Below are 20,932 nucleotides of genomic sequence, written 5' to 3'. Positions count from 1 at the left end.
ATGAAGAAATATCTTTTTTCTATGGTGGCCGTCCTCTCGGTATTGACGGCTTGTGGCGGCATCCGGAAAACAACTGCCGAAGCAGAAAAATTTGATTATACAGTGGAACAATTTGCAGATTTACAGATTTTACGCTATCGCGTACCCGGGTTTGAGGAATTATCCCTCAAACAAAAAGAATTAGTCTATTACCTGACGGAAGCCGCTTTGCAGGGAAGAGATATTTTATTTGATCAGAATGGTAAGTATAACCTGACCATCCGGAGGTTGCTTGAAGCTGTTTATACCGGATATCGGGGAGATAAGAATACTGCTGATTTCAAAGCCATGGAAATTTATCTGAAACGGGTATGGTTCTCCAATGGCATTCATCATCATTATGGCAGTGAGAAGTTTCTGCCGGGTTTTACCCCGGAATTTTTAAGGCGGGCTTTGCAGGGCATGGATGCTTCGATATTGCCGCTTGCCGAAGGACAGACTGTGGAACAGCTATGTGCTGAGGTGTTCCCTGTCATTTTTGACCCTGAGGTGATGCCGAAGCGTGTGAATCAGGCCGCCGGTGAAGATTTATTGTTGACTTCTGCCTGCAATTATTATGAGAATGTCACACAGCAGGAAGCTGAAGAGTTTTATGGTGCTTTGAAAGATCCTGAAGACGAGACACCGGTTTCTTACGGTTTGAACAGCCGTTTGGTAAAAGTGGATGGTAAGGTTTGGGAAAAGGTGTGGAAAGTAGGTGGTTTGTACGGTTCGGCACTTGAGAAGATAGTATATTGGCTGAAGAAAGCGGAAGATGTTGCAGAGACACCTGAGCAGAAAGCTGTGATAGCTAAATTGGTAGAATTCTATGAAACAGGTGATCTGAAGACTTTTGATGAATATGCCATTCTTTGGGTGAAGGATTTGGACTCACGCATTGATTTTATAAACGGATTTACAGAAAGCTACGGAGATCCTTTGGGCATGAAAGCCAGTTGGGAGTCTTTGGTGAACTTCAAAGATATGGTGGCTACACACCGCACGGAACTGATCAGTAGTAATGCACAATGGTTTGAGGATCATTCTCCGGTGGAAAAGCAATTCAAGAAGGAAAAAGTAAAAGGAGTGTCTGCCAAGGTAATTACGGCGGCTATTCTGGCCGGTGATTTGTATCCTGCCACTGCTATCGGCATTAACCTGCCCAATGCAAACTGGATTCGAAGCCATCATGGTTCCAAGTCGGTGACGATTGGCAATATAACCGATGCCTACAATAAAGCGGCACACGGTAATGGTTTTAATGAAGAATTTGTATATAGTGATGCCGAACTTCGGTTGATCGATAAGTATGCCGACCTAACCGGCGAGTTGCATACTGATTTGCACGAATGTCTGGGACATGGTTCAGGAAAGCTTTTGCCGGGAGTTGATCCGGATGCGTTGAAGGCTTACGGCTCTACGATAGAGGAGGCCCGTGCTGATTTGTTCGGGCTATATTACGTAGCCGATCCGAAACTGGTGGAGCTTGGACTGACGCCGGATGCCGATGCTTATAAAGCCGAATACTACACCTTTTTGATGAATGGCCTGATGACACAGCTTGTCCGTATTGAACCGGGTAATAATGTGGAAGAGGCTCATATGCGCAATCGTCAGCTCATAGCACGTTGGATATTCGAGAAAGGGGCGGCGGAAAAAGTGGTGGAGATGATAAAAAAAGACGGAAAGACTTACGTGGTGGTGAATGATTACGAAAAGCTCCGTAGCTTATTTGGTGAGCTTCTTGCCGAAATACAGCGTGTTAAGTCCACAGGAGATTTTAAAGCAGCCCGTAATTTGGTAGAAACTTATGCGGTAAAAGTAGATCCGGTTTTACATGCGGAAATTCTGGAACGTTACAAAAAGTTGCATCTTGCACCGTATAAGGGATTTGTCAATCCGAGGTATGAGGCAGTGATGGATGCCGGTGGCAAGATTACCGATGTGAAGATTACTTACGATGAAGGATATGCGGAACAGATGTTGCGTTATAGCAAAGACTATTCTACGTTGCCTTCGATAAATAATTAATGAAGATGGATTCAAAAGAACAACTACATCAACAACTGAAAGAAATAAAAACACAGCTCCGTCTCTCCATGAACGGGGCTGTGTCCCAGAGTATGCGCGAGAAAGGGTTGGTATATAAACTGAATTTCGGCGTAGAGCTTCCTCGTATCAAAGGCATTGCTGCCGGATATGAAAAAAGCCATGCGTTGGCTCAAGCCTTGTGGAAAGAAGACATCCGGGAGTGCAAAATCCTTGCCGGTCTTATACAGCCGGTAGATCGTTTTTTGCCCGAAATTGCTGATATTTGGGTAGAAAATATCAGCAACATAGAGATAGCTGAACTTACTTCCATGAATTTGTTTCAATACTTGCCATATGCACCGGCAAAGTCTTTTCATTGGATTGCGGATGAAAGAGAATACTTGCAAGTTTGCGGCTTTCTCACCATTGCCCGTCTGCTGATGAAAAAAGGAGATATGAATGAACGTGTTGAAAATGAGTTTCTGGATCAGGCTATTTGCGCTTTTTTGTCAGGTACGTATCATGTCCGTAATGCTGCGACGACTGCTATCCGCCGTTTCATGCAGCACAGTGAAGATAATGCTTTTCGGGTATGCCGTCGTGTAGAGAGTTTTAAAGATTCAGCTTCTGAAACAGAGCAGTTGCTGTATAATCTTGTGAGAGAAGAAATTTTCTCCCTTTCTCTCTTGCTTTCCACAAAAAAGGATTAACTTTGTTGGCCGTAAAAACTGCGCCGTCAAATGGAAAGTCAGAATGTGAAAGATACAGTAAGGCAGATATTCACTGAATATCTGAATGCGAACGGGCATCGGAAGACTCCCGAACGTTATGCCATACTCGATACCATTTACTCCATGGAAGGGCATTTTGATATTGACACGCTCTATTCGTTGATGGCCGACCAGGAAAACTTCCGTGTAAGTCGCGCCACACTTTACAATACCATTATTTTACTTATCAATGCCCGCTTGGTCATTAAACACCAGTTCGGCAATTCCTCACAATACGAAAAGTGTTATAACCGTGATACGCATCATCACCAAATCTGCACACAATGCGGGAAAGTAATAGAATTTCAGAATGAGGAATTGCAGCACGCTATTGAAAACACCAAGTTGAGTCGCTTTAACCTGACGCATTATTCCTTATATATGTACGGACTTTGCAGCAAGTGCGACCGGGCCAATAAACGGAAAAAGAAGAATAATAATCATAAGAAAGAAAAATGAAAGTAGATGTTCTATTAGGATTACAATGGGGCGACGAAGGCAAAGGCAAGGTCGTTGATGTATTAACTCCAAGATATGATGTTGTGGCACGTTTCCAAGGTGGGCCAAATGCCGGGCATACACTGGAATTTGAAGGTCAGAAGTATGTGCTTCGTTCCATTCCTTCGGGAATCTTCCAAGGTGACAAGGTAAATATCATCGGTAACGGTGTAGTGCTCGATCCGGCTCTTTTCAAGGCTGAGGCCGAAGCTTTGGAAGCTTCCGGTCATAACCTGAAAGAACGTTTGCATATCTCCAAGAAAGCGCACCTTATTTTGCCTACCCATCGCATACTGGATGCTGCATACGAAGCTGCCAAAGGCGATGCTAAGGTAGGAACTACCGGAAAAGGTATCGGACCTACTTATACGGATAAGATAAGCCGTAACGGTGTGCGTGTGGGGGATATCCTGCATGATTTTGACAAGAAATACGCTGCTGCCAAAGCTCGCCACGAACTGATTTTGAAGAGTCTGGACTATGACTATGACCTTACAGAGCCGGAGAAGGCTTGGTTCGAAGGTATTGAATATCTGAAGCAGTTCCGATTGGTGGACAGTGAGCACGAAATGAACAACTTGCTGTCTGCCGGTAAGTCTGTATTGTGCGAGGGTGCACAAGGAACCATGCTGGATGTTGATTTCGGGTCTTATCCGTTTGTCACTTCTTCCAATACTGTTTGTGCGGGTGCGTGTACCGGTTTGGGTATTGCTCCCAACAAGATTGGAGAAGTATATGGCATTTTCAAGGCCTATTGCACACGTGTGGGAGCAGGTCCGTTTCCTACGGAACTGTTTGACAAGACCGGCGACCAGATCTGTACGTTAGGGCATGAGTTCGGTTCTGTAACGGGACGCAAGCGCCGTTGCGGTTGGATTGACCTGGTTGCATTGAAATATGCCATTATGGTGGACGGCGTTACCAAACTGATAATGATGAAGAGCGATGTGCTCGACTCATTTGAAACCATCAAAGCCTGCGTGGCTTATAAAATGAATGGTGAGGAAATTGATTACTTCCCGTTCGATATCAAGGAAGAAGTGGAACCGGTATATGTGGAGTTGCCCGGTTGGCAGACTGACATGACCAAGATGCAGAGTGAAGATGAGTTCCCTGAAGAATTTAATGCCTATCTGTCTTTCTTGGAAGAGCAATTAGGTGTACCCGTCAAGATTGTATCTGTGGGGCCTGATCGAGAGCAGACCATTGAGCGTTATACCGAAGAATAATATCAACAGACAACCTTCAGGTACGGATTACACGGATTTACGGTTTCGTCAGAAAAGCCGCGGGTATCCGGAGAATCCGTACCTTTTTAATTTTATTTCCATGAAAACACAAATTCTATCTTTTTTCTTGTTATTTCTATTTATACCCTCTGCCAAGTCACAGACTTATCGGCCGACGGAGGAGAACCTGAAGTCCCGTCAGGAGTTTAGGGACAATAAGTTTGGCATTTTTTTGCATTGGGGGCTTTATGCCATGCTGGCAACCGGTGAGTGGACCATGACCAACAAAGATCTTAATTATAAGGAGTATGCCAAATTGGCGGGAGGCTTTTATCCTTCTAAGTTCGATGCTGCCAAATGGGTGGCTGCCATCAAGGCGTCCGGAGCAAAATACATCTGTTTTACAACTCGTCATCACGAGGGCTTCTCTATGTTTCATACCCGTTATTCCGATTATAATATTGTGGATGCCACTCCCTTTAAACGTGACATTCTGAAGGAACTGGCAGATGAGTGTCATAAGCAAGGTATTCGTTTGCACTTGTACTATTCGCATATTGACTGGTATCGTGAAGACGCTCCGTGGGGACGTACAGGACGTGGAACGGGACGGCCCAATCCGAAAGGCGACTGGAACAGTTACTATAAGTTCATGAACAATCAGTTGACCGAGCTGCTCACCAATTATGGAGAGATTGGCGCCATCTGGTTTGACGGTTGGTGGGATCAAGACCGGAATCCAGACTTTGACTGGCAGTTGCCGGAGCAATATGCCATGATACATCGCTTGCAGCCTGCCTGTCTGGTTGGAAACAACCATCATCAAGTGCCTTTTGCGGGAGAAGACATACAGATCTTTGAGCGTGACTTGCCTGGTGAAAACCGTGCCGGCCTTTCCGGTCAGGATGTCAGTTCTTTGCCTCTCGAAACTTGCGAGACGATGAATGGCATGTGGGGATATAAGATTACGGATCCGGACTATAAATCTGCCAAGACATTGATTCACTATTTGGTGAAAGCTGCCGGAAAGGATGCTAACTTGCTGATGAACATCGGTCCTCAGCCTGACGGTGAATTGCCTGCCGCCGCATTGCAGCGTTTGGCAGAAGTAGGGGAATGGATGAAGGTGTATGGCGAAACCGTTTACGGCACTCGCGGGGGATGTGTCGCTCCGCATCCGTGGGGGGTAACCACGCAGAAAGGTGATAAATTGTATGCACATATCCTCGATTTGCAGGATAAAGTTCTTTTTTTGCCTTTAGAGGGCAAGAAAGTGAAAAAAGCCGTCCGTTTTGCAGATAAAACTCCTTTGAAAGTTCAGAAATGCGAAGGTGGTGTTATATTGCTTTTACCTGAAGTACCTGTGGCAATAGACGAAGTGGTGGAAATTCAGCTTTGAATAATCTTTTAATTCTTCCTAAAAGATAGGGGAAACTGCGGCAATGCTCGCAGTTTCCTTTTATTTTTGGCAAACTATTTGTTATACAGTAAAAAAAGACAGATTTATTCACAAGTTAAAGGAAAAAATTATGGGAACAGGAATGATAGGAATGCAATGGATTATCTTTATCGGTATTGCTGTAGTCAGTTGGCTGGTACAGATGAACTTGCAAAGCAAGTTTAAGAAATACTCTAAGATCCCCACAGGGAATGGAATGACCGGTGCAGATGTAGCTTTGAAGATGCTGCATGACAATGGTATTTATGATGTTACCGTGACGCATACACCGGGACAACTGACCGACCACTACAACCCTGCAAACAAGACAGTGAATCTGAGTGAGGGAGTGTATGGCAGCAATAGTATCATGGCTGCCGCTGTTGCTGCTCACGAATGTGGTCATGCCGTGCAGCATGCACGTGCATACGCTCCGTTGACGATGCGCAGCAAGTTGGTTCCGGTAGTTTCGTTTGCTTCCAACATCATGACGTGGGTGTTGCTGGCAGGTATCCTGATGCTGAATTCTTTTCCACAGATGTTGCTGGCAGGCATCATCCTGTTCGCGATGACTACATTGTTTAGCTTCATCACTTTACCCGTGGAGATCAATGCAAGTAAGCGTGCGTTGGTATGGCTCAGCAGTTCCGGCATTACCAATTCTTATAATCATGCGCAGGCAGAAGATGCGCTCCGTTCGGCTGCTTATACTTATGTGGTGGCTGCACTCGGTTCGTTGGCGACGCTGATTTATTACATCATGATCTTCTTGGGTCGCAGAGATTAAGTTTATACACTATGTATATAGGTAAACAGATGATGTGCTTCTGCTGGATGCATCATCTGTTTTTTTATTCCTGATAGGGCGACTGCCAGAACCAGGCATCGTCATTGACCACATACTTGGCGTGGAAGAAGTTTTCCGCATTAGGGTCTGAAGGGCAAAGCAGCACATCGTCTGCTTTTATGCTATAGAGGTTCTTGGCCATATAGCTGTCTAAATAATATTCTTTGGTAATCTTCTGCTGGTTGTTCCAGTTGGCTTCTTCGTTTAGGGTCACCGGACGACCGTCTCGCAGACGTTCGCGCACTTCTTGCACGCTTAGCATGATGCCGCTTTCATCCATCACCCAGGCATTGTTGGTAGGATCCATCCATATCCATTTATCCAAGGTATTGGAATAAACTACGTTGATGGAATGGCATTCGCCGATGTACTTTTGGGGTAAGCCGCTGATGTGGCGTGCCTTAAATCCCATGGCCAAATAACAATTCTTCAGTACGTGGGCAAGACCTCCGCAATGCAGACCTCGTGCACCGCCTTTGCAAGCTTCTGCCCATTTGATGATGTTGCTGCCTGCCGGGCTTTCATGGTTTCCATCATGTTTTATGGTATTGTGGATATAAGTCAGTATGTTCTTTATTTTTGATAATTCGTCGCCTGCGCCTGCCACACTGTCCAGCTTGAAGTATTGGCGTACCTCTACTAAATACTTGTTGTTGGGATTGATGTATTCGAAGCGGGGAAGTGTATCAGGGCACTCATTGTGGGTGTATCCCGGTGCTTTTTGAAGTATGTCGAGGTAGTCTCCCACTTTCTTCACTTTGGCAAGCACTGCCTTGAAGCGTTTGTCGCTGTGCAGGTTGTCTAAGTCGGTATCATTCATCATGTGGTTGTAATCTTGAAATCCATTGTCGTAGGCCAGTTCTAAATTTTTGATGGCTTCACTTTTCTTTTTTAGTATGGATTGGAAACAAGCTAAATTGTAGTAATAGGATTGTATGAGCCAACTGTACTTTTTCTGAGTGTTCTTGTCTTGCTCTTTGAACAGAGTTATCAAAGCCTTACCGTTCTTTTCGGCTTCTTTATAGTTTTTCTCGTTGACGGCTTGTTGCAGCTTTTGTGCGATGGCTTCTTCTTTTTGGTCGAAGTCTTTGGTGTTGTCGGATTGTGCCTGGCTAACACCGATGCCGCATAGCAGCAACATGCAGAATAAGATCAGTCTTTCTTTCATAAATGTGTAAGTTTGAAGTTCGTTTTGTCGTTTTTATGCGACGGTAATGGTACAAAGGTAAACATTCTCTTTTCTTAATCAATAAAATGCTGTAACTTTGTCGTCCGATTTTTAAAGTAATTGAAACGATTATGGCAGCTAAACCCAGTATTCCAAAAGGAACTCGTGACTTCTCGCCCGTAGAGATGGCGAAACGTAACTATATATTCAATACGATTCGTGAAGTGTATCACCTTTATGGTTTCCAACAGATAGAAACACCTTCGATGGAGATGCTTTCTACCTTGATGGGGAAATATGGAGAAGAAGGTGATAAACTTCTATTCAAGATACAGAATTCGGGCGATTACTTCTCCGGCTTGACCGATGAGGAATTGTTGAGCCGCAATGCCGTGAAACTTGCCAGCAAGTTTTGTGAGAAGGGTTTGCGCTATGACCTCACCGTGCCCTTTGCCCGCTATGTGGTGATGCACCGTGATGAAATCACTTTTCCTTTTAAACGCTACCAGATACAGCCTGTCTGGCGTGCCGACCGTCCACAAAAGGGACGTTACCGTGAGTTCTACCAATGTGATGCCGATGTTGTAGGCAGCGACTCCCTGCTTAACGAGGTAGAACTGATGCAGATTGTCGATACCGTGTTTACCCGGTTCGGCATCCGTGTCTGCATCAAGATTAACAATCGCAAGATATTAAGTGGCATTGCCGAGATTATCGGTGAGGCAGATAAAATAGTGGATATTACCGTAGCAATAGACAAGTTGGATAAAATCGGCCTTGACAATGTAAATGCAGAACTGAGGGAGAAAGGCATCAGTGATGAGGCTATCGCTAAGTTGCAGCCTATCATCCTGCTGAATGGCAATAACGAAGAAAAACTGGCTACGCTGAAGGAGGTTCTTGCTGCCAGCGAGACAGGGCGGAAGGGAGTGGAAGAAAGTGAATTCATTCTTTCTACTTTAAAGAATCTCGGCTTGGAAAATGAAATAGAACTTGACCTGACACTGGCTCGTGGATTGAATTATTATACCGGCGCCATCTTTGAGGTAAAGGCACTTGATGTACAAATCGGGAGTATCACCGGTGGAGGCCGTTATGACAATTTGACGGGAGTATTCGGTATGGCAGGTGTCAGTGGGGTAGGTATCTCTTTCGGGGCTGATCGTATCTTCGATGTTCTGAATCAGCTCAACCTTTATCCTAAAGAAGCTGTGGACGGTACTCAATTACTTTTTATCAATTTTGGTGAGAGAGAAGCTGCTTTTTCCATGAATGTGCTTGCCCAAGTACGTGCAGTTGGTATTCGTGCAGAAATTTTCCCGGACTCAAGTAAGATGAAGAAGCAAATGGGGTATGCTAACTCCAAGGCTATTCCGTTTGTTGCTTTGGTAGGGGAAAATGAGATGAATGAAGGGAAGGTTACTCTGAAAAATATGGAAACGGGTGAGCAGAAACTTGTTTCTCCCAAGGAACTGATCGGTGAACTGAATTGACCAATTTTTATCTATCATAATAAATTTACTGAAGCGCCTTTTCCCTTGATATCAAGGGAAAAGGCGCTTTTTCTTCTATTCTTAATGAGGTGTCTGCCAGAACCAGACGTCATCATAAACTATGTGTGATCCTTTTTCCATGTCATTATGATATCCATTGGGCATGAGAGCTACGTAGTCGGCAGGATTGTATTTCCGGTCTTCAGTACCGAACTCGCTATACAGCGTACAGTTAACGTAATATAGGTTTTTGGCCATATAGTAGTCCAGATAATGCTCTTTGGTTGTTCTTTCCTTGTTATTCCAATTTGCTTCTTTGTTCAATACAAGTGGCTGGCCTCTGTACAGACGTTCACGCACTTCCTGAATGCTGAGTAAATTACCGTTTTCATCCATCACCCAGGCATTGTTGGTGGGATCCATCCATATCCATTTATTCAAAGATTCAGAATATACGGCATTGATGACATGACAATCGCTGATATATTTCTTTGGCATGCAGGTTACGAAACGCGATTTGAAGCCCATTGACAGATAACATTCATTCAAAACTGTGGCCAATCCACGGCAATTCAGTCCGCGGGAGCCGTCTTTACAGGCTTCGGCCATAGTGATGGAATTCATTTTTGTAGGGTTCCCATGTTGTCCGTCATGCATTATTTTGTTATGTACGAAAGTCAATATATTCTTTATCTTCGAGATTTCGTCCCCGTTGCCGGCTACACTGTCCAGCTTGAAGTATTGACGTACTTTTATCAGATTGCTGTCGTTCTGATTCATGTAGGTGAAATGTGGGAGTGTATCCGTTCGTTCATTCCGGACATATCGGGAAGATTTTTGCAGGATATAAAGGTAGTCTCCTTCTTCTCTGATTTTGGCCAATGTCTTTTTGAATTCTTTTTCTTGACGTATGTTGTTCAGGTCAGAGTCTTTCAGTATATGGTTGTATTCGGTAAATCCGTTTTGATAGGCCAATTCAAAATGTTTCAAGGCCTCTTCTTTTTTATTTTGTAAGGATTGGTAGCATGCAATGTCATAGTAATAATGTCCATAATCCAGTCCGATTTTCTTTTGTGCCGTTTCCGGTAGTTGTTCATAGTTGTGGATGATGCTCCAGATGCATTGTTCGACTTGTGCGTAATTCTTTTCCATCAGTGCTTGCTTTTTCTTCTTGCTCTGAGAATTGAGCAGTTCGTAAAACTTGTCTGTCGGCTGGTTTTCTTTGGAGGTTTGTGCATGGCAAAGAGCCGTACAGCAAAATAGGAGTGTGAATAATAGGTAGATTTGCTTTTTCATTGCGTATAATATTTATATATTTTAGTTATAGTTGCGAAATTATAAAATTAATGCCAGAGGTGTTATGGCTTTTGTATAAAAGTTTGAATGAAAACTGAAATACATTTAAAAAGAAGTGTATGGTTGCACCTTTTTTTGTATATTTGAAGGACAAAAGGATGTGGTGTAAGTCAGTTTCTCATTTTGCCTTACATTTGTAATGGTGGTGTAGGCAGAATGAAACATTCTGCATCTATCTTTGTACTGACAAAAAAGGAGGTTCTTATGGTTTCTATTGAATTAAAGCAAGAAAAGCACAATGCCCTCGTCAGTTTCTTGATGATTGTCATAGCGGCATTGTTCCTGCTGTATATGGGAAGTTCACTTATACATTCTACAAAAGCGTTTTGGGAGAGTTATTCCATTGAGGATTTATTGGAATAGGCATTTATTATTATCTTTGCAGTCTTATAAAAAGCAAAGATATGATACTCTATTTTTCCGCTACCGGAAATTCCCGTTGGGTTGCAGAACAGATTGCTGAAGTCACCCATGATGAAATTTTCAATTTATCGGTCTGCTGTTTGAAAAGAGGAGTTGTACCGGAGTCTGTGAAGAATGCCGTGGTGTTGGGAGTCGTTTTTCCGGTTCATGGATGGTATGCGCCACATGTCGTGGCTAATTTTCTATCTAAATTGAAGCTATCGGCCTGTGAATATCGTTATGCGGTATGTACGTGCGGCGATGATGTAGGTAAGGGAATGAACCGTTTGTCCGGACACTTTCCTTTGAATGCCGCATGGTCTGTAACAATGCCCAATACTTATATTCCTATGTTCAATCTGGATACCGCTGAACTTTGTCACCAAAAAATCAGCAATGCTCTTTGTGCTGTTCGTTCCATAGGTAGGGATGTTTTATTGCGCAGAAATGTCTGGCAAGTGCATGAGGGAAGTGCCGCATGGCTGAAGACATACATTGTAAATCCATTGTTTGCCCGCTTTATAATCTGTTCCACGGGATTTCATGTAGATGAAGGATGCATATCTTGTGGGATATGCAGTAAGTCATGTCCGGTAGAGAATATAAAAATGGTAGATGGAAATCCGGTTTGGGGAGAAGATTGTATTCATTGTATGGCCTGTGTGCATGCTTGTTCTCAGAAAGTGGTGCAATACAGAAAGACTACACAAAGGAAAGGTCGCTACCGTTTGGCAGATTATCTGTAGAAATACGGTTCGCTTCCGATTTCATAGATATAGCACACATTTGTTATGATATTGCCATTTTGTCAGTCATATCCTGCCAAACAAGCGCTTTTATGCTTTGGCACGCTTTTCGCAATTCATTCAATGCTTGTATAAAGCAAAACCATTAACATGATATGTATAACATAAAACAAAAGAACTATGAACATTAAACCATTGGCAGACAGAGTGCTGATACTCCCTGCACCTGCAGAAGAAAAAACAATTGGCGGTATCATTATTCCTGATACAGCAAAAGAGAAACCTTTGAAGGGTGAAGTTATTGCAGTAGGCAACGGAACGAAAGACGAAGAAATGGTGTTGAAGGTGGGCGACACAGTGTTGTATGGCAAATATGCCGGTACGGAACTGGAAGTGGAAGGAGTCAAATACCTTATCATGCGTCAGAGCGATGTACTCGCTGTATTGGGATAATTAATTTTAAATAGTAAACCGTTAAATAGTAAATAAAATTATGGCAAAAGAAATATTATTCAATATCGATGCCCGCGACCAATTGAAGAAAGGTATCGATACATTGGCAAATGCAGTAAAAGTGACTCTCGGCCCGAAAGGACGTAACGTTATCATCGAAAAGAAATTCGGTGCTCCCCACATCACGAAAGACGGTGTGACGGTTGCTAAAGAAGTGGAATTGGCTGACGCTTATCAGAATACCGGTGCGCAATTGGTGAAGGAAGTTGCTTCCAAGACTGGTGACGATGCCGGTGACGGTACTACCACTGCTACTGTATTGGCACAGGCTATTGTTGCTGAAGGTTTAAAGAACGTAACTGCCGGTGCAAGTCCTATGGACATCAAACGTGGTATGGACAAGGCTGTTGCCAAAGTGGTTGACTCAATTAAGTTACAAGCTGAAAAAGTAGGTGACAACTATGATAAGATTGAACAAGTAGGAACAGTTTCTGCCAACAATGACCCGGTTATCGGCAAATTGATTGCAGATGCCATGCGCAAGGTTTCTAAAGACGGTGTCATCACTATCGAAGAGGCTAAGGGTACGGATACTACTATCGGTGTGGTAGAAGGTATGCAGTTTGATCGTGGTTATCTTTCCGCTTATTTCGTTACCAACACTGAAAAGATGGAATGCGAAATGGAGAAACCGTACATCCTGATTTACGATAAGAAGATTTCCAATTTGAAAGATTTCTTGCCTATCCTTGAACCGGCTGTACAGACAGGTCGTCCTCTGTTGGTTATAGCAGAAGATGTGGATAGCGAAGCGTTGACTACACTGGTTGTAAACCGTCTGCGTTCTCAGTTGAAGATTTGTGCTGTGAAAGCTCCGGGCTTCGGTGACCGTCGTAAAGAAATGCTGGAAGATATTGCCGTTCTGACCGGTGGCGTTGTGATTAGCGAAGAAAAAGGTTTGAAACTGGAGCAAGCTACTATCGAAATGTTGGGTACTGCCGACAAGGTTACTGTTTCTAAGGATAATACAACCATTGTAAACGGTGCTGGTGCAAAAGAAAACATCAAAGAACGTTGCGAACAGATTAAAGCTCAGATTGCTTCCACTAAGTCAGACTATGACAAAGAGAAATTGCAGGAACGTCTGGCTAAGTTGTCGGGGGGAGTAGCTGTTCTTTATGTAGGTGCTGCTTCTGAAGTTGAAATGAAAGAAAAGAAAGACCGTGTGGATGATGCACTTCGTGCTACTCGTGCAGCAATTGAAGAAGGTATCGTTCCTGGCGGTGGTGTGGCATATATTCGTGCACTTGATGCGTTGGAAGGCTTCAAGGGGGATAATGTTGATGAAACCACGGGTATAGACATCATCAAACGTGCCATCGAAGAACCTTTGCGCCAAATTGTTGCCAATGCAGGCAAGGAGGGTGCTGTTGTTGTTCAGAAGGTGCGTGAAGGTAAGGCTGACTTCGGATATAATGCCCGTACTGATGTTTACGAAAACTTGCATGCTGCCGGTGTGGTAGATCCTGCTAAGGTTACTCGTGTAGCCCTTGAGAATGCGGCTTCTATTGCAGGTATGTTCCTGACTACCGAATGTGTAATCGTAGAGAAGAAAGAGGATAAGCCTGAAATGCCGATGGGTGCTCCCGGAATGGGAGGCATGGGCGGAATGATGTAATATCGTTTTTCCCTGATCTTTTAATTAGATATATTGACGAGCCGCAATGTTTTTGAAAAGACATTGCGGCTTTTTTTGTTATAAAAGTAACAAAATATCTTCTTTTTTGCTTTATTTCTATCTTTTTTCAAGGAAATGTATTATCTTTAAGAACGGAAACCTAATCTATAAACTTAATAAAATCAATGTTGTTATGAATAAGGAAGAAATAGGACTGAATGCAGGAATGGTTTGGCACTTGCTTAGCGACAACGCCAAATGGAGTTACAGAACTTTGAAAGAGAAGGCCGGACTTGGTGATAGAGAGTTGGGTGCTGCCTTGGGATGGCTGGCTCGTGAGGATAAGATTGAAATTCATCAGGAAGGAGATGAACTCTATGTTTCACTGGGGATAAACATTTTTATCGGATAAAAAGAAACATTTGAATTGACTGATTGAGAAGTACCGGTTTTACAATGCGGAAATGATTTCCGTTTTAGTTGTAAAATCGGTGCTTCTTTGTTTTTTCATATTGTAGAATATTATTTCCTTTGCATATTCTTTTCAAACGATAAAAACGGAAACAATAATGAGAAGTTTTGCATCAGACAATAATTCCGGTGTGCATCCTTTGGTTATGGAGGCGTTGAACCGGGCAAATCAAGATCATGCCATAGGTTATGGTGATGATCCCTGGACAGAGGAAGCTGTCCGTAAAATCAAGGAAGTTTTTACCCCGGATTGCGAACCTCTGTTTGTGTTCAACGGAACGGGTAGTAATGCAGTGGCTCTACAACTTTGTACACGCCCTTACAATTCCGTTATCTGTGCGGAGACAGCACATATTTATGTCGATGAGTGCGGTTCTCCTGCTCGCATGACAGGTTGTCAGATACGTCCCGTCGCTACTTCCGACGGTAAGCTGACACCTGAGTTGATTCATCCTTATCTGTGTCATTTTGGTGAACAGCACCATTCGCAGCCGGGAGCAGTTTATATGTCTCAGTGTACAGAGTTGGGCACTATATATAAGCCGGATGAGATTCGTGCTTTGACGGAGCTTGCCCATCGGCATGGCATGTATGTTCATATGGACGGTGCTCGTCTGGCAAACGCCTGCGCAGCTCTGAATCTCAGTTTCAAGGAACTGACAGTGGATTGTGGCATTGACGTTCTAAGTTTTGGCGGTACAAAGAATGGCTTGATGTTGGGAGAAAGTGTAATTGTCTTTAATCCTTCCTTAAAGAAAGAAGCTTGTTTTGTACGTAAGCAGTCAGCACAACTTGCTTCCAAGCTTCGTTACCTGTCTTGCCAGTTCACTGCTTACTTGACGGATGACCTTTGGTTGAAGAATGCTATGCATGCCAACCGGATGGCAAAGATTCTCCATGACGGATTGAAAGAGTTGCCCGGAGTGCATTTTACGCAGAAAATGGAAAGCAACCAGCTTTTCCTTACAATGCCTCGTCCGGTGATTGACAAACTGCTGGAAAGCTATTTCTTCTATTTCTGGGATGAGGCTGCGAATGAGATTCGTTTTGTGACGTCTTTCGATACGACGGAAGGGGATATAGAGGAACTGCTGCGGGCGGTGAAAGAGTATTTGTAAGAATAGGATTCCCTTTCTGTCCGGTGGTGAGAAAACAGGCAATGAGTGCTTGTTGTTAACACAAAGAACAGCATCATAAAAGGGAAAGCAGTCAATGGTCATTTCCTTTATAGTTTATCTATTTTAGCATTTTCCAAATCAAATTGGCGTGTTATTTGTTCTATCATATTCAGAAAATAAAACTAATAGATATGGCTTATATTGATTACTATCAGGTTCTTGGAGTGGACAAAAAAGCATCTCAAGATGATATTAAGAAAGCGTTCCGTAAGTTGGCACGTAAATATCATCCTGACTTGAACCCGAATGACACTACGGCCAAGGATAAGTTTCAGGCGATTAATGAAGCAAACGAAGTGCTGAGTGATCCTGAAAAAAGAAAGAAATATGATGAATATGGCGAGCATTGGAAGCATGCCGACGAGTTCGAAGCGCAGAAGCGGGCACAGCAGCAAGCCGGAGGATTCGGCGGTTCCGGTGCTGGATTTGGTACGGACGGAGGCGGTACGTATTGGTATTCTTCCGATGGTCAGGAGTTTTCGGGCAGCAATGCCGGTGGCTTCTCGGACTTCTTTGAACAGATGTTCGGTCGTCGTACCCGTGGTGGAGGCGCTAATGCAGGCTTCCGCGGGCAGGACTACCATGCAGATTTAAACCTTTCGCTTCGTGATGCAGCCCGGACTCATAAACAAGTGTTGACTGTAAACGGGAAGAATGTGCGTATTACCATTCCTGCCGGTGTGGCAAACGGGCAGGTTATCAAGCTGAAAGGTTATGGCGCCGAAGGCGTGAACGGTGGCCCTGCAGGAGATTTGTACATCACGTTTGTAATTCCGGATGATCCTGTATTCAAGCGTTTGGGGAATGATTTGTATGAAGATGTCACTATTGATCTCTATACAGCTCTCTTGGGTGGTGAGCAACTGGTAGATACGCTGGACGGAAAGGTGAAGCTGAAAGTAAAGCCTGAAACGCAAACCGGAACCAAGGTTCGTTTGAAAGGGAAAGGCTTTCCCGTATATAAGAAAGAAGGACAGTTTGGCGACCTCATTGTAACTTATACCGTAGAGTTGCCGACGCATCTCTCGGAACAGCAGAAAGAGTTGTTCCGCAAACTTCAAAGTATGATCTAAAAACAGGAGAATGAGTTATGCAGAACGAATTGATTATAATCAGTGAGTATTGTGAAAAGTGCCAAATAGAGCCTTCCTTCATTGATATGTTACAGGAAAGTGGTCTGATAGACATCCGGATAGAGGGTGGTGAGCGTTGTCTGCCTTTCGACGAGTTGCCTGACGTGGAGCGCTACTGCCGCATGTATTACGATCTGTCTATCAACATGGAGGGGATAGACGCCATCCATCATCTGCTGGAGCGTATGGATGAGATGCAGCGGGAAATTCATGCGTTGCGCGGCAGGTTGAGGCTGTTTGGAGAATAAAGATAGCAGAATCTCCGAAAAAGTGATTACTTTTGCACGCTGATAAGAACAACGCCCTTTTAGAAGGTGCGCCGGCAATATCCTGTAATCACAGAAAACATGATGATTGATATATTCCTGCTCTGTATAGGAGCCAGTTTCATCCAACGCACCACCGGTTTCGGATTCGGTATCTTCATCATGACGATGCTCCCTTTCCTGATGCCTTCGTATGGCGAGGCCACTACGCTGTCCGGGCTTCTGGCCCTCACCACCTCCCTTGTGATAACGCTGAAGATGCGGCGCTACATCGTGTGGCATCGCCTGTGGCCCATCCTCACCGCCTTTGTCCTCGTTTCGGGCTGCGCCATCTTCCTGCTTTCCCGGGTGGAAGACCATCTGCTGCGCAAGGTATTAGGAGTTGTGCTGATGCTGATTAGCCTCTACTTCGCCTTTTTCAGCCGACGCATCAAGCTGAAGACCACGCTTCCGGTGCAGCTCACAGCCGGTACGCTGAGTGGGCTGATGGGCGGGTTCTTTGCCATGCAGGGCCCTCCGGCAGTGCTCTATTTCATCTCTTCCGAAGAAGACAAAGACCACTACATGGCCATCACGCAGTGCTACTTCCTGATAGGCAACCTCCTGATGACGGCTGTCCGCGCGATGAACGGCTTCCTTACGCCCACCGTCGGCATGGACTACCTCTATGGCTTGGGCGGCGTGGTGATAGGTTCGTCGCTGGGTGCTTACGTCTTCAAGCGCATTCCGGGCCGTGTCTTCCGCTATATCGTGTATTCGTACATCGGCATCAGCGGGCTGATTATCTTACTCTCTTGACGCACCGTCCCTTCCGGGCTGTCCGAGTACCTTGTGTATGCTTAAATTATGATATTTCTTTGGCGCGGATAATGCGGAAAACGCGGATTTCTCTTTATTCTTTCCGTGTAATCCGTGTCTAAAAGAAAGTGTACGCAACGTTTTCGGACAGACTCTCCTTCCGGGCTGTCGGTGGCGGGTCGCCGGGGTTTGGCGGCTACTTGCTGCGGTTTACCAGTTCCTTTATCTCGCTTATATGTAGCTGCAAGTGATCCAGATAGCCTTCAATCATTTCGCGCAGCGTCACCCGCGTACCCTCGAAGTCACACCAATAGCTGTCCAGCCGGTCGGGGGCTACGGAGCGTATGACCTGTATGATGTGCAGGTTGTAGCACTTCCACAACTGCACCAGGTTGTGCCAGTCGGCGTGCTGATAGTCTTGCAGGGCTATCCAGAGGTCGTTGTCCTGCCGATAGTCCGGGAAGACGAGCAGGTGCTTGCTGTATTGCAGGCGCACCATGCGCTGTTGGTTGTTGGAGGCGGAGTCTATCAGATGCCCCAATATCTGCTTCACGGTACGGTTCTGACCGTTACGGCGGGTGGTTATCACTTCTTCCTGAAGGTTCGTCAGGAAGCTTTCTTCGGTGCGGACGATGGCGGCGATACCGTCAATCACTGCTGAAAATTCATTCTTTTCCATATCTTCTTTTAGTTTGAATAAGGGTAAAGTTAGGTAATTCAAGTTTCGCAAGTTCCTATTTTCGGGAGTTAAGGAGATTTCGGGAGTTAAGGAGATTTCAGGAGTTAAGGAGTGAAGAAGTTAAGGAGTTAAGCCGATAGTATTATGATTTATCAACTATCAACTTTCACCTATCATTTATCACCTTTCAACTATCAACTGAAAAGAAGACTATCGGCCTTTAACTCCTCAGCCCGCTTGCGGGCGATAACTCCCTCTAACTCCTAACTTTCCCTCCCTCTAACTCCTAACTTTCCCTTCCTCTAACTCCTTAACTTTCCCTTCCTCTAACTCCTTAAGAAGCGTATAGCTCGGCATTGCTGGTTTCACGCTTTGGCACTGTTGGTTTCATGGCTTGGCACTGTCGGTTTCAAAACATGAAACCGTCGGTTTCTAATGTAGAAACCGATAGTGCCAAACTATGAAACCGAGTTGGCACTCGCATCCTTTTGATTATCAAAGGTTATGTGTCGACCAGTTATATTCCTCGGTGTAGTACTCGTAAGTGGGTTCGTCGGTCACTCCGTAGCGGCGGAACAACTGCCGGATGTACTCCTGTTCTTCGGGGCGCAGGTAGCGTTCCTTGCGTTGCAGGCGGTAGTAGTGCGTCTTGGTGAAGTGGTAGATGAGCGTGCGGCGTATGGCTTTGGCATCTTCTAAGGGCAGGCGGTTCAGGAAGTCCTTGATGCCCCAGGCGATGCGCACCTTCTGCGTAGTGAGGAAGTAGGGGCACTTGGCAAGGTCGGCGGGCAGGTTGTTGGGGTTCACGGTTTTCATGGAGTGCAGCGTCTTGGGCGCATGGATGGCGGCAAGGCGGCGCAGGCAGGTGTCGGCTTGCGGGCACTGGGCCTGCTGGCAGTGGTCGAAGTCGTAGGGCACGGTGGCGTAGTCTAATGTTTCGTTCATGGTGGTGGTATTAATCTATCTTCAATAACTTGCTGAATCGGGACTCCACGCATAGGCTCATGTCCGTGGTGAGGAACTTGCCGTTGTAGAAGGCAGAGAATATGGTGGCGGGGGTGGGCGCGGCTTGTGCCTGCTCCATCGTTTCTAACTTTATTATTTTGAGTGGGATGTTATTCTCTTGTGCCAATACTTGCAGGGAACCGTTCACATAATAATCCGTGTAGGGGCAGCGATTGGTGTAATACACGACCAAGCCTCGCTTTTCTGCACATTCCCCGCTTTTGGCGCACTCCTTGAAGGAAGGGGCGGGAGCATTCTTGTCAAGTTTCAAGGCCAGCAGTGAGAAGCCGTCGGGTAAGCTCTCAACCGTCTCAAATCCTTGCTTGAGCAGCCATTTCGTATCTCCCATGAAAGGGAATTTCTTTGTCCCGGCAACAGTGACCAGGCCGTTTCTGCCTTGTGCCTTTGCGTCTTCAACGGCCGATTGCAGCAATGCTTTGGCGTGCCCGTTCCCTTTGTATTGTCCGGCCACCCAGAGGCAGTTCACCATCAGATAATTCCGGGCATCTACCGGAATCCAGGCTTTCTCGGCAGGGACGTATTCGATGAACACCTTTGCCCGGGCATCCAGTCTCCTGAAAACATATCCGTTGTCGAATTCATTTCTTAGCCATGCCTTTTTCTTCTCATAGCCTTCCGCGCACTTCTTGTCGGAGAAAGCACAGCAGATGTGCTCCTTGTCTATGTTCTCTTTGGTGAGCGTAATGTATCTTGTTTCCATGACAGTATTTGTTTTGATATGGGTATTTAACCTACATTATTCATATTGGTAGTTAAGGAGTTAAAGGGAGGGAAAGTTAGGAGTTAGAGGGAGGGAAAGTTAAGGAGTTAGAGGAAGGGAAAGTTAAGGAGTTAGAGGGAGTTAAAGGGAGTTATCGCCCGCAAGCGGGCTGAGGAGTTAAAGGCCGATAGTCTTCTTTTCAGTTGATAGATGATAAATGATAGTTGATAGTTGAAAGTTGATAGATGATAAATCTACTATCGACTTAACTCCTTAACTCCCGAAATCTCCTTCACTTCTTCACTTCTTCACTTCTTAACTTCTTCACTCCTTAACTCCTGAAATCTTCTTCACTTCTTCACTTCTTCACTCCTTAACTTCTTCACTCCCGAAATCTCCTTAACTCCCGAGCATGAATTAAGTAGGTTAAAAAGTATATGAGTCCTTTCATTATGATAAATTTTAAGGCGCGGATTACGCGAATTGCACAGATTTAGTTTTCCCAATCCGCGTCATTCCGCGCAATTCGCGCCTTAAAGAATGTACATAGAAGG

At 44.8% G+C, this 20,932-nt stretch carries 21 protein-coding genes; 16 read left to right on the top strand and 5 right to left on the bottom strand.

Annotated features, from left to right (window positions below; translation table 11 throughout):
• The 6 genes from BACHE_RS15570 (at window position 1) to BACHE_RS15545 (ending at window position 6,771) form a co-directional block, all read left to right on the top strand.
• Window positions 1-2,049, top strand: coding sequence for a dipeptidyl-peptidase 3 family protein (locus BACHE_RS15570; protein WP_041579919.1), 2,049 nt, complete (start codon window positions 1-3; stop codon window positions 2,047-2,049).
• 5 nt (window positions 2,050-2,054) lie between these two features.
• Window positions 2,055-2,759, top strand: coding sequence for a DNA alkylation repair protein (locus BACHE_RS15565; RefSeq protein WP_013548673.1), 705 nt, complete (start codon window positions 2,055-2,057; stop codon window positions 2,757-2,759).
• Between the two features lie 30 nt (window positions 2,760-2,789).
• The gene (locus tag BACHE_RS15560; protein WP_013548672.1) at window positions 2,790-3,278 is read left to right on the top strand and encodes a Fur family transcriptional regulator; all 489 of its coding nucleotides are present in this window, start codon (window positions 2,790-2,792) and stop codon (window positions 3,276-3,278) included.
• Window positions 3,275-4,546 carry an adenylosuccinate synthase gene (locus BACHE_RS15555; protein WP_013548671.1) on the top strand — a complete coding sequence of 424 codons (1,272 nt, stop codon included), beginning with the start codon at window positions 3,275-3,277 and terminating at the stop codon, window positions 4,544-4,546. The genes BACHE_RS15560 and BACHE_RS15555 overlap by 4 nt, the downstream gene beginning before the upstream one ends.
• Before the next feature lie 100 nt (window positions 4,547-4,646).
• Window positions 4,647-5,945 carry an alpha-L-fucosidase gene (locus tag BACHE_RS15550; protein ID WP_013548670.1) on the top strand — a complete coding sequence of 433 codons (1,299 nt, stop codon included), beginning with the start codon at window positions 4,647-4,649 and terminating at the stop codon, window positions 5,943-5,945.
• 130 nt (window positions 5,946-6,075) lie between these two features.
• The gene (locus BACHE_RS15545; RefSeq protein ID WP_013548669.1) at window positions 6,076-6,771 is read left to right on the top strand and encodes a zinc metallopeptidase; all 696 of its coding nucleotides are present in this window, start codon (window positions 6,076-6,078) and stop codon (window positions 6,769-6,771) included.
• Between the two features lie 64 nt (window positions 6,772-6,835).
• Here the strand turns inward: BACHE_RS15545 and BACHE_RS15540 are convergent, their stop codons facing one another.
• Window positions 6,836-7,999 (bottom strand): TPR end-of-group domain-containing protein, encoded by a 1,164-nt coding sequence (locus BACHE_RS15540; RefSeq protein WP_013548668.1) that lies wholly within the window; start codon window positions 7,997-7,999, stop codon window positions 6,836-6,838.
• 131 nt (window positions 8,000-8,130) lie between these two features.
• On the opposite strand from BACHE_RS15540, the gene hisS reads away from it, so the two are divergent.
• Window positions 8,131-9,492, top strand: coding sequence for a histidine--tRNA ligase (gene hisS, locus BACHE_RS15535; protein WP_013548667.1), 1,362 nt, complete (start codon window positions 8,131-8,133; stop codon window positions 9,490-9,492).
• Between the two features lie 81 nt (window positions 9,493-9,573).
• Here the strand turns inward: hisS and BACHE_RS15530 are convergent, their stop codons facing one another.
• Window positions 9,574-10,788: a TPR end-of-group domain-containing protein gene (locus BACHE_RS15530; protein ID WP_013548666.1), complete on the bottom strand. Its 1,215-nt coding sequence runs from the start codon at window positions 10,786-10,788 to the stop codon at window positions 9,574-9,576.
• A 216-nt stretch (window positions 10,789-11,004) separates the two neighbouring features.
• Between BACHE_RS15530 and BACHE_RS17445 the strand changes: the two genes are divergently transcribed.
• The 9 genes from BACHE_RS17445 (at window position 11,005) to BACHE_RS15490 (ending at window position 17,973) form a co-directional block, all read left to right on the top strand.
• Window positions 11,005-11,211, top strand: a complete 207-nt coding sequence (locus tag BACHE_RS17445; protein WP_148229867.1) for a hypothetical protein — start codon at window positions 11,005-11,007, stop codon at window positions 11,209-11,211.
• Window positions 11,212-11,252: 41 nt separating this feature from the next.
• Window positions 11,253-11,996, top strand: a complete 744-nt coding sequence (locus BACHE_RS15525; RefSeq protein ID WP_013548664.1) for an EFR1 family ferrodoxin — start codon at window positions 11,253-11,255, stop codon at window positions 11,994-11,996.
• 180 nt (window positions 11,997-12,176) lie between these two features.
• The gene (locus BACHE_RS15520; RefSeq protein WP_013548663.1) at window positions 12,177-12,449 is read left to right on the top strand and encodes a co-chaperone GroES; all 273 of its coding nucleotides are present in this window, start codon (window positions 12,177-12,179) and stop codon (window positions 12,447-12,449) included.
• A 40-nt stretch (window positions 12,450-12,489) separates the two neighbouring features.
• A complete protein-coding gene (groL, locus tag BACHE_RS15515; RefSeq protein ID WP_013548662.1) occupies window positions 12,490-14,127 on the top strand; it encodes a chaperonin GroEL in 1,638 nt (545 codons plus the stop codon).
• A gap of 193 nt (window positions 14,128-14,320) precedes the next feature.
• Window positions 14,321-14,539: a winged helix-turn-helix domain-containing protein gene (locus tag BACHE_RS15510; protein ID WP_013548661.1), complete on the top strand. Its 219-nt coding sequence runs from the start codon at window positions 14,321-14,323 to the stop codon at window positions 14,537-14,539.
• A gap of 157 nt (window positions 14,540-14,696) precedes the next feature.
• On the top strand, window positions 14,697-15,716 hold the full coding sequence (locus BACHE_RS15505; RefSeq protein WP_013548660.1) for a threonine aldolase family protein: 1,020 nt from the start codon (window positions 14,697-14,699) through the stop codon (window positions 15,714-15,716).
• Window positions 15,717-15,907: 191 nt separating this feature from the next.
• Window positions 15,908-16,849 (top strand): DnaJ C-terminal domain-containing protein, encoded by a 942-nt coding sequence (locus tag BACHE_RS15500; protein WP_013548659.1) that lies wholly within the window; start codon window positions 15,908-15,910, stop codon window positions 16,847-16,849.
• Between the two features lie 17 nt (window positions 16,850-16,866).
• Complete coding sequence (locus BACHE_RS15495) at window positions 16,867-17,157, top strand: chaperone modulator CbpM (RefSeq protein WP_013548658.1); 291 nt, start codon at window positions 16,867-16,869, stop codon at window positions 17,155-17,157.
• Window positions 17,158-17,256: 99 nt separating this feature from the next.
• Window positions 17,257-17,973 carry a sulfite exporter TauE/SafE family protein gene (locus tag BACHE_RS15490; protein ID WP_013548657.1) on the top strand — a complete coding sequence of 239 codons (717 nt, stop codon included), beginning with the start codon at window positions 17,257-17,259 and terminating at the stop codon, window positions 17,971-17,973.
• A gap of 196 nt (window positions 17,974-18,169) precedes the next feature.
• Here the strand turns inward: BACHE_RS15490 and BACHE_RS15485 are convergent, their stop codons facing one another.
• The 3 genes from BACHE_RS15485 to BACHE_RS15475 form a co-directional block, all read right to left on the bottom strand.
• The gene (locus BACHE_RS15485; RefSeq protein WP_013548656.1) at window positions 18,170-18,652 is read right to left on the bottom strand and encodes a DinB family protein; all 483 of its coding nucleotides are present in this window, start codon (window positions 18,650-18,652) and stop codon (window positions 18,170-18,172) included.
• Window positions 18,653-19,147: 495 nt separating this feature from the next.
• A complete protein-coding gene (locus tag BACHE_RS15480) occupies window positions 19,148-19,597 on the bottom strand; it encodes a DUF6078 family protein (protein WP_013548655.1) in 450 nt (149 codons plus the stop codon).
• 10 nt (window positions 19,598-19,607) lie between these two features.
• On the bottom strand, window positions 19,608-20,378 hold the full coding sequence (locus BACHE_RS15475; protein WP_013548654.1) for an N-acetyltransferase: 771 nt from the start codon (window positions 20,376-20,378) through the stop codon (window positions 19,608-19,610).
• Between the last annotated feature and the right edge of the window lie 554 nt (window positions 20,379-20,932).

The sequence above is a fragment of the Bacteroides helcogenes P 36-108 genome (assembly GCF_000186225.1).
In the GTDB taxonomy this organism is placed as follows: domain Bacteria; phylum Bacteroidota; class Bacteroidia; order Bacteroidales; family Bacteroidaceae; genus Bacteroides; species Bacteroides helcogenes.
Note: the sequence above shows the minus strand (reverse complement) of the source record. Positions and strands in the feature narration are given on the sequence as shown.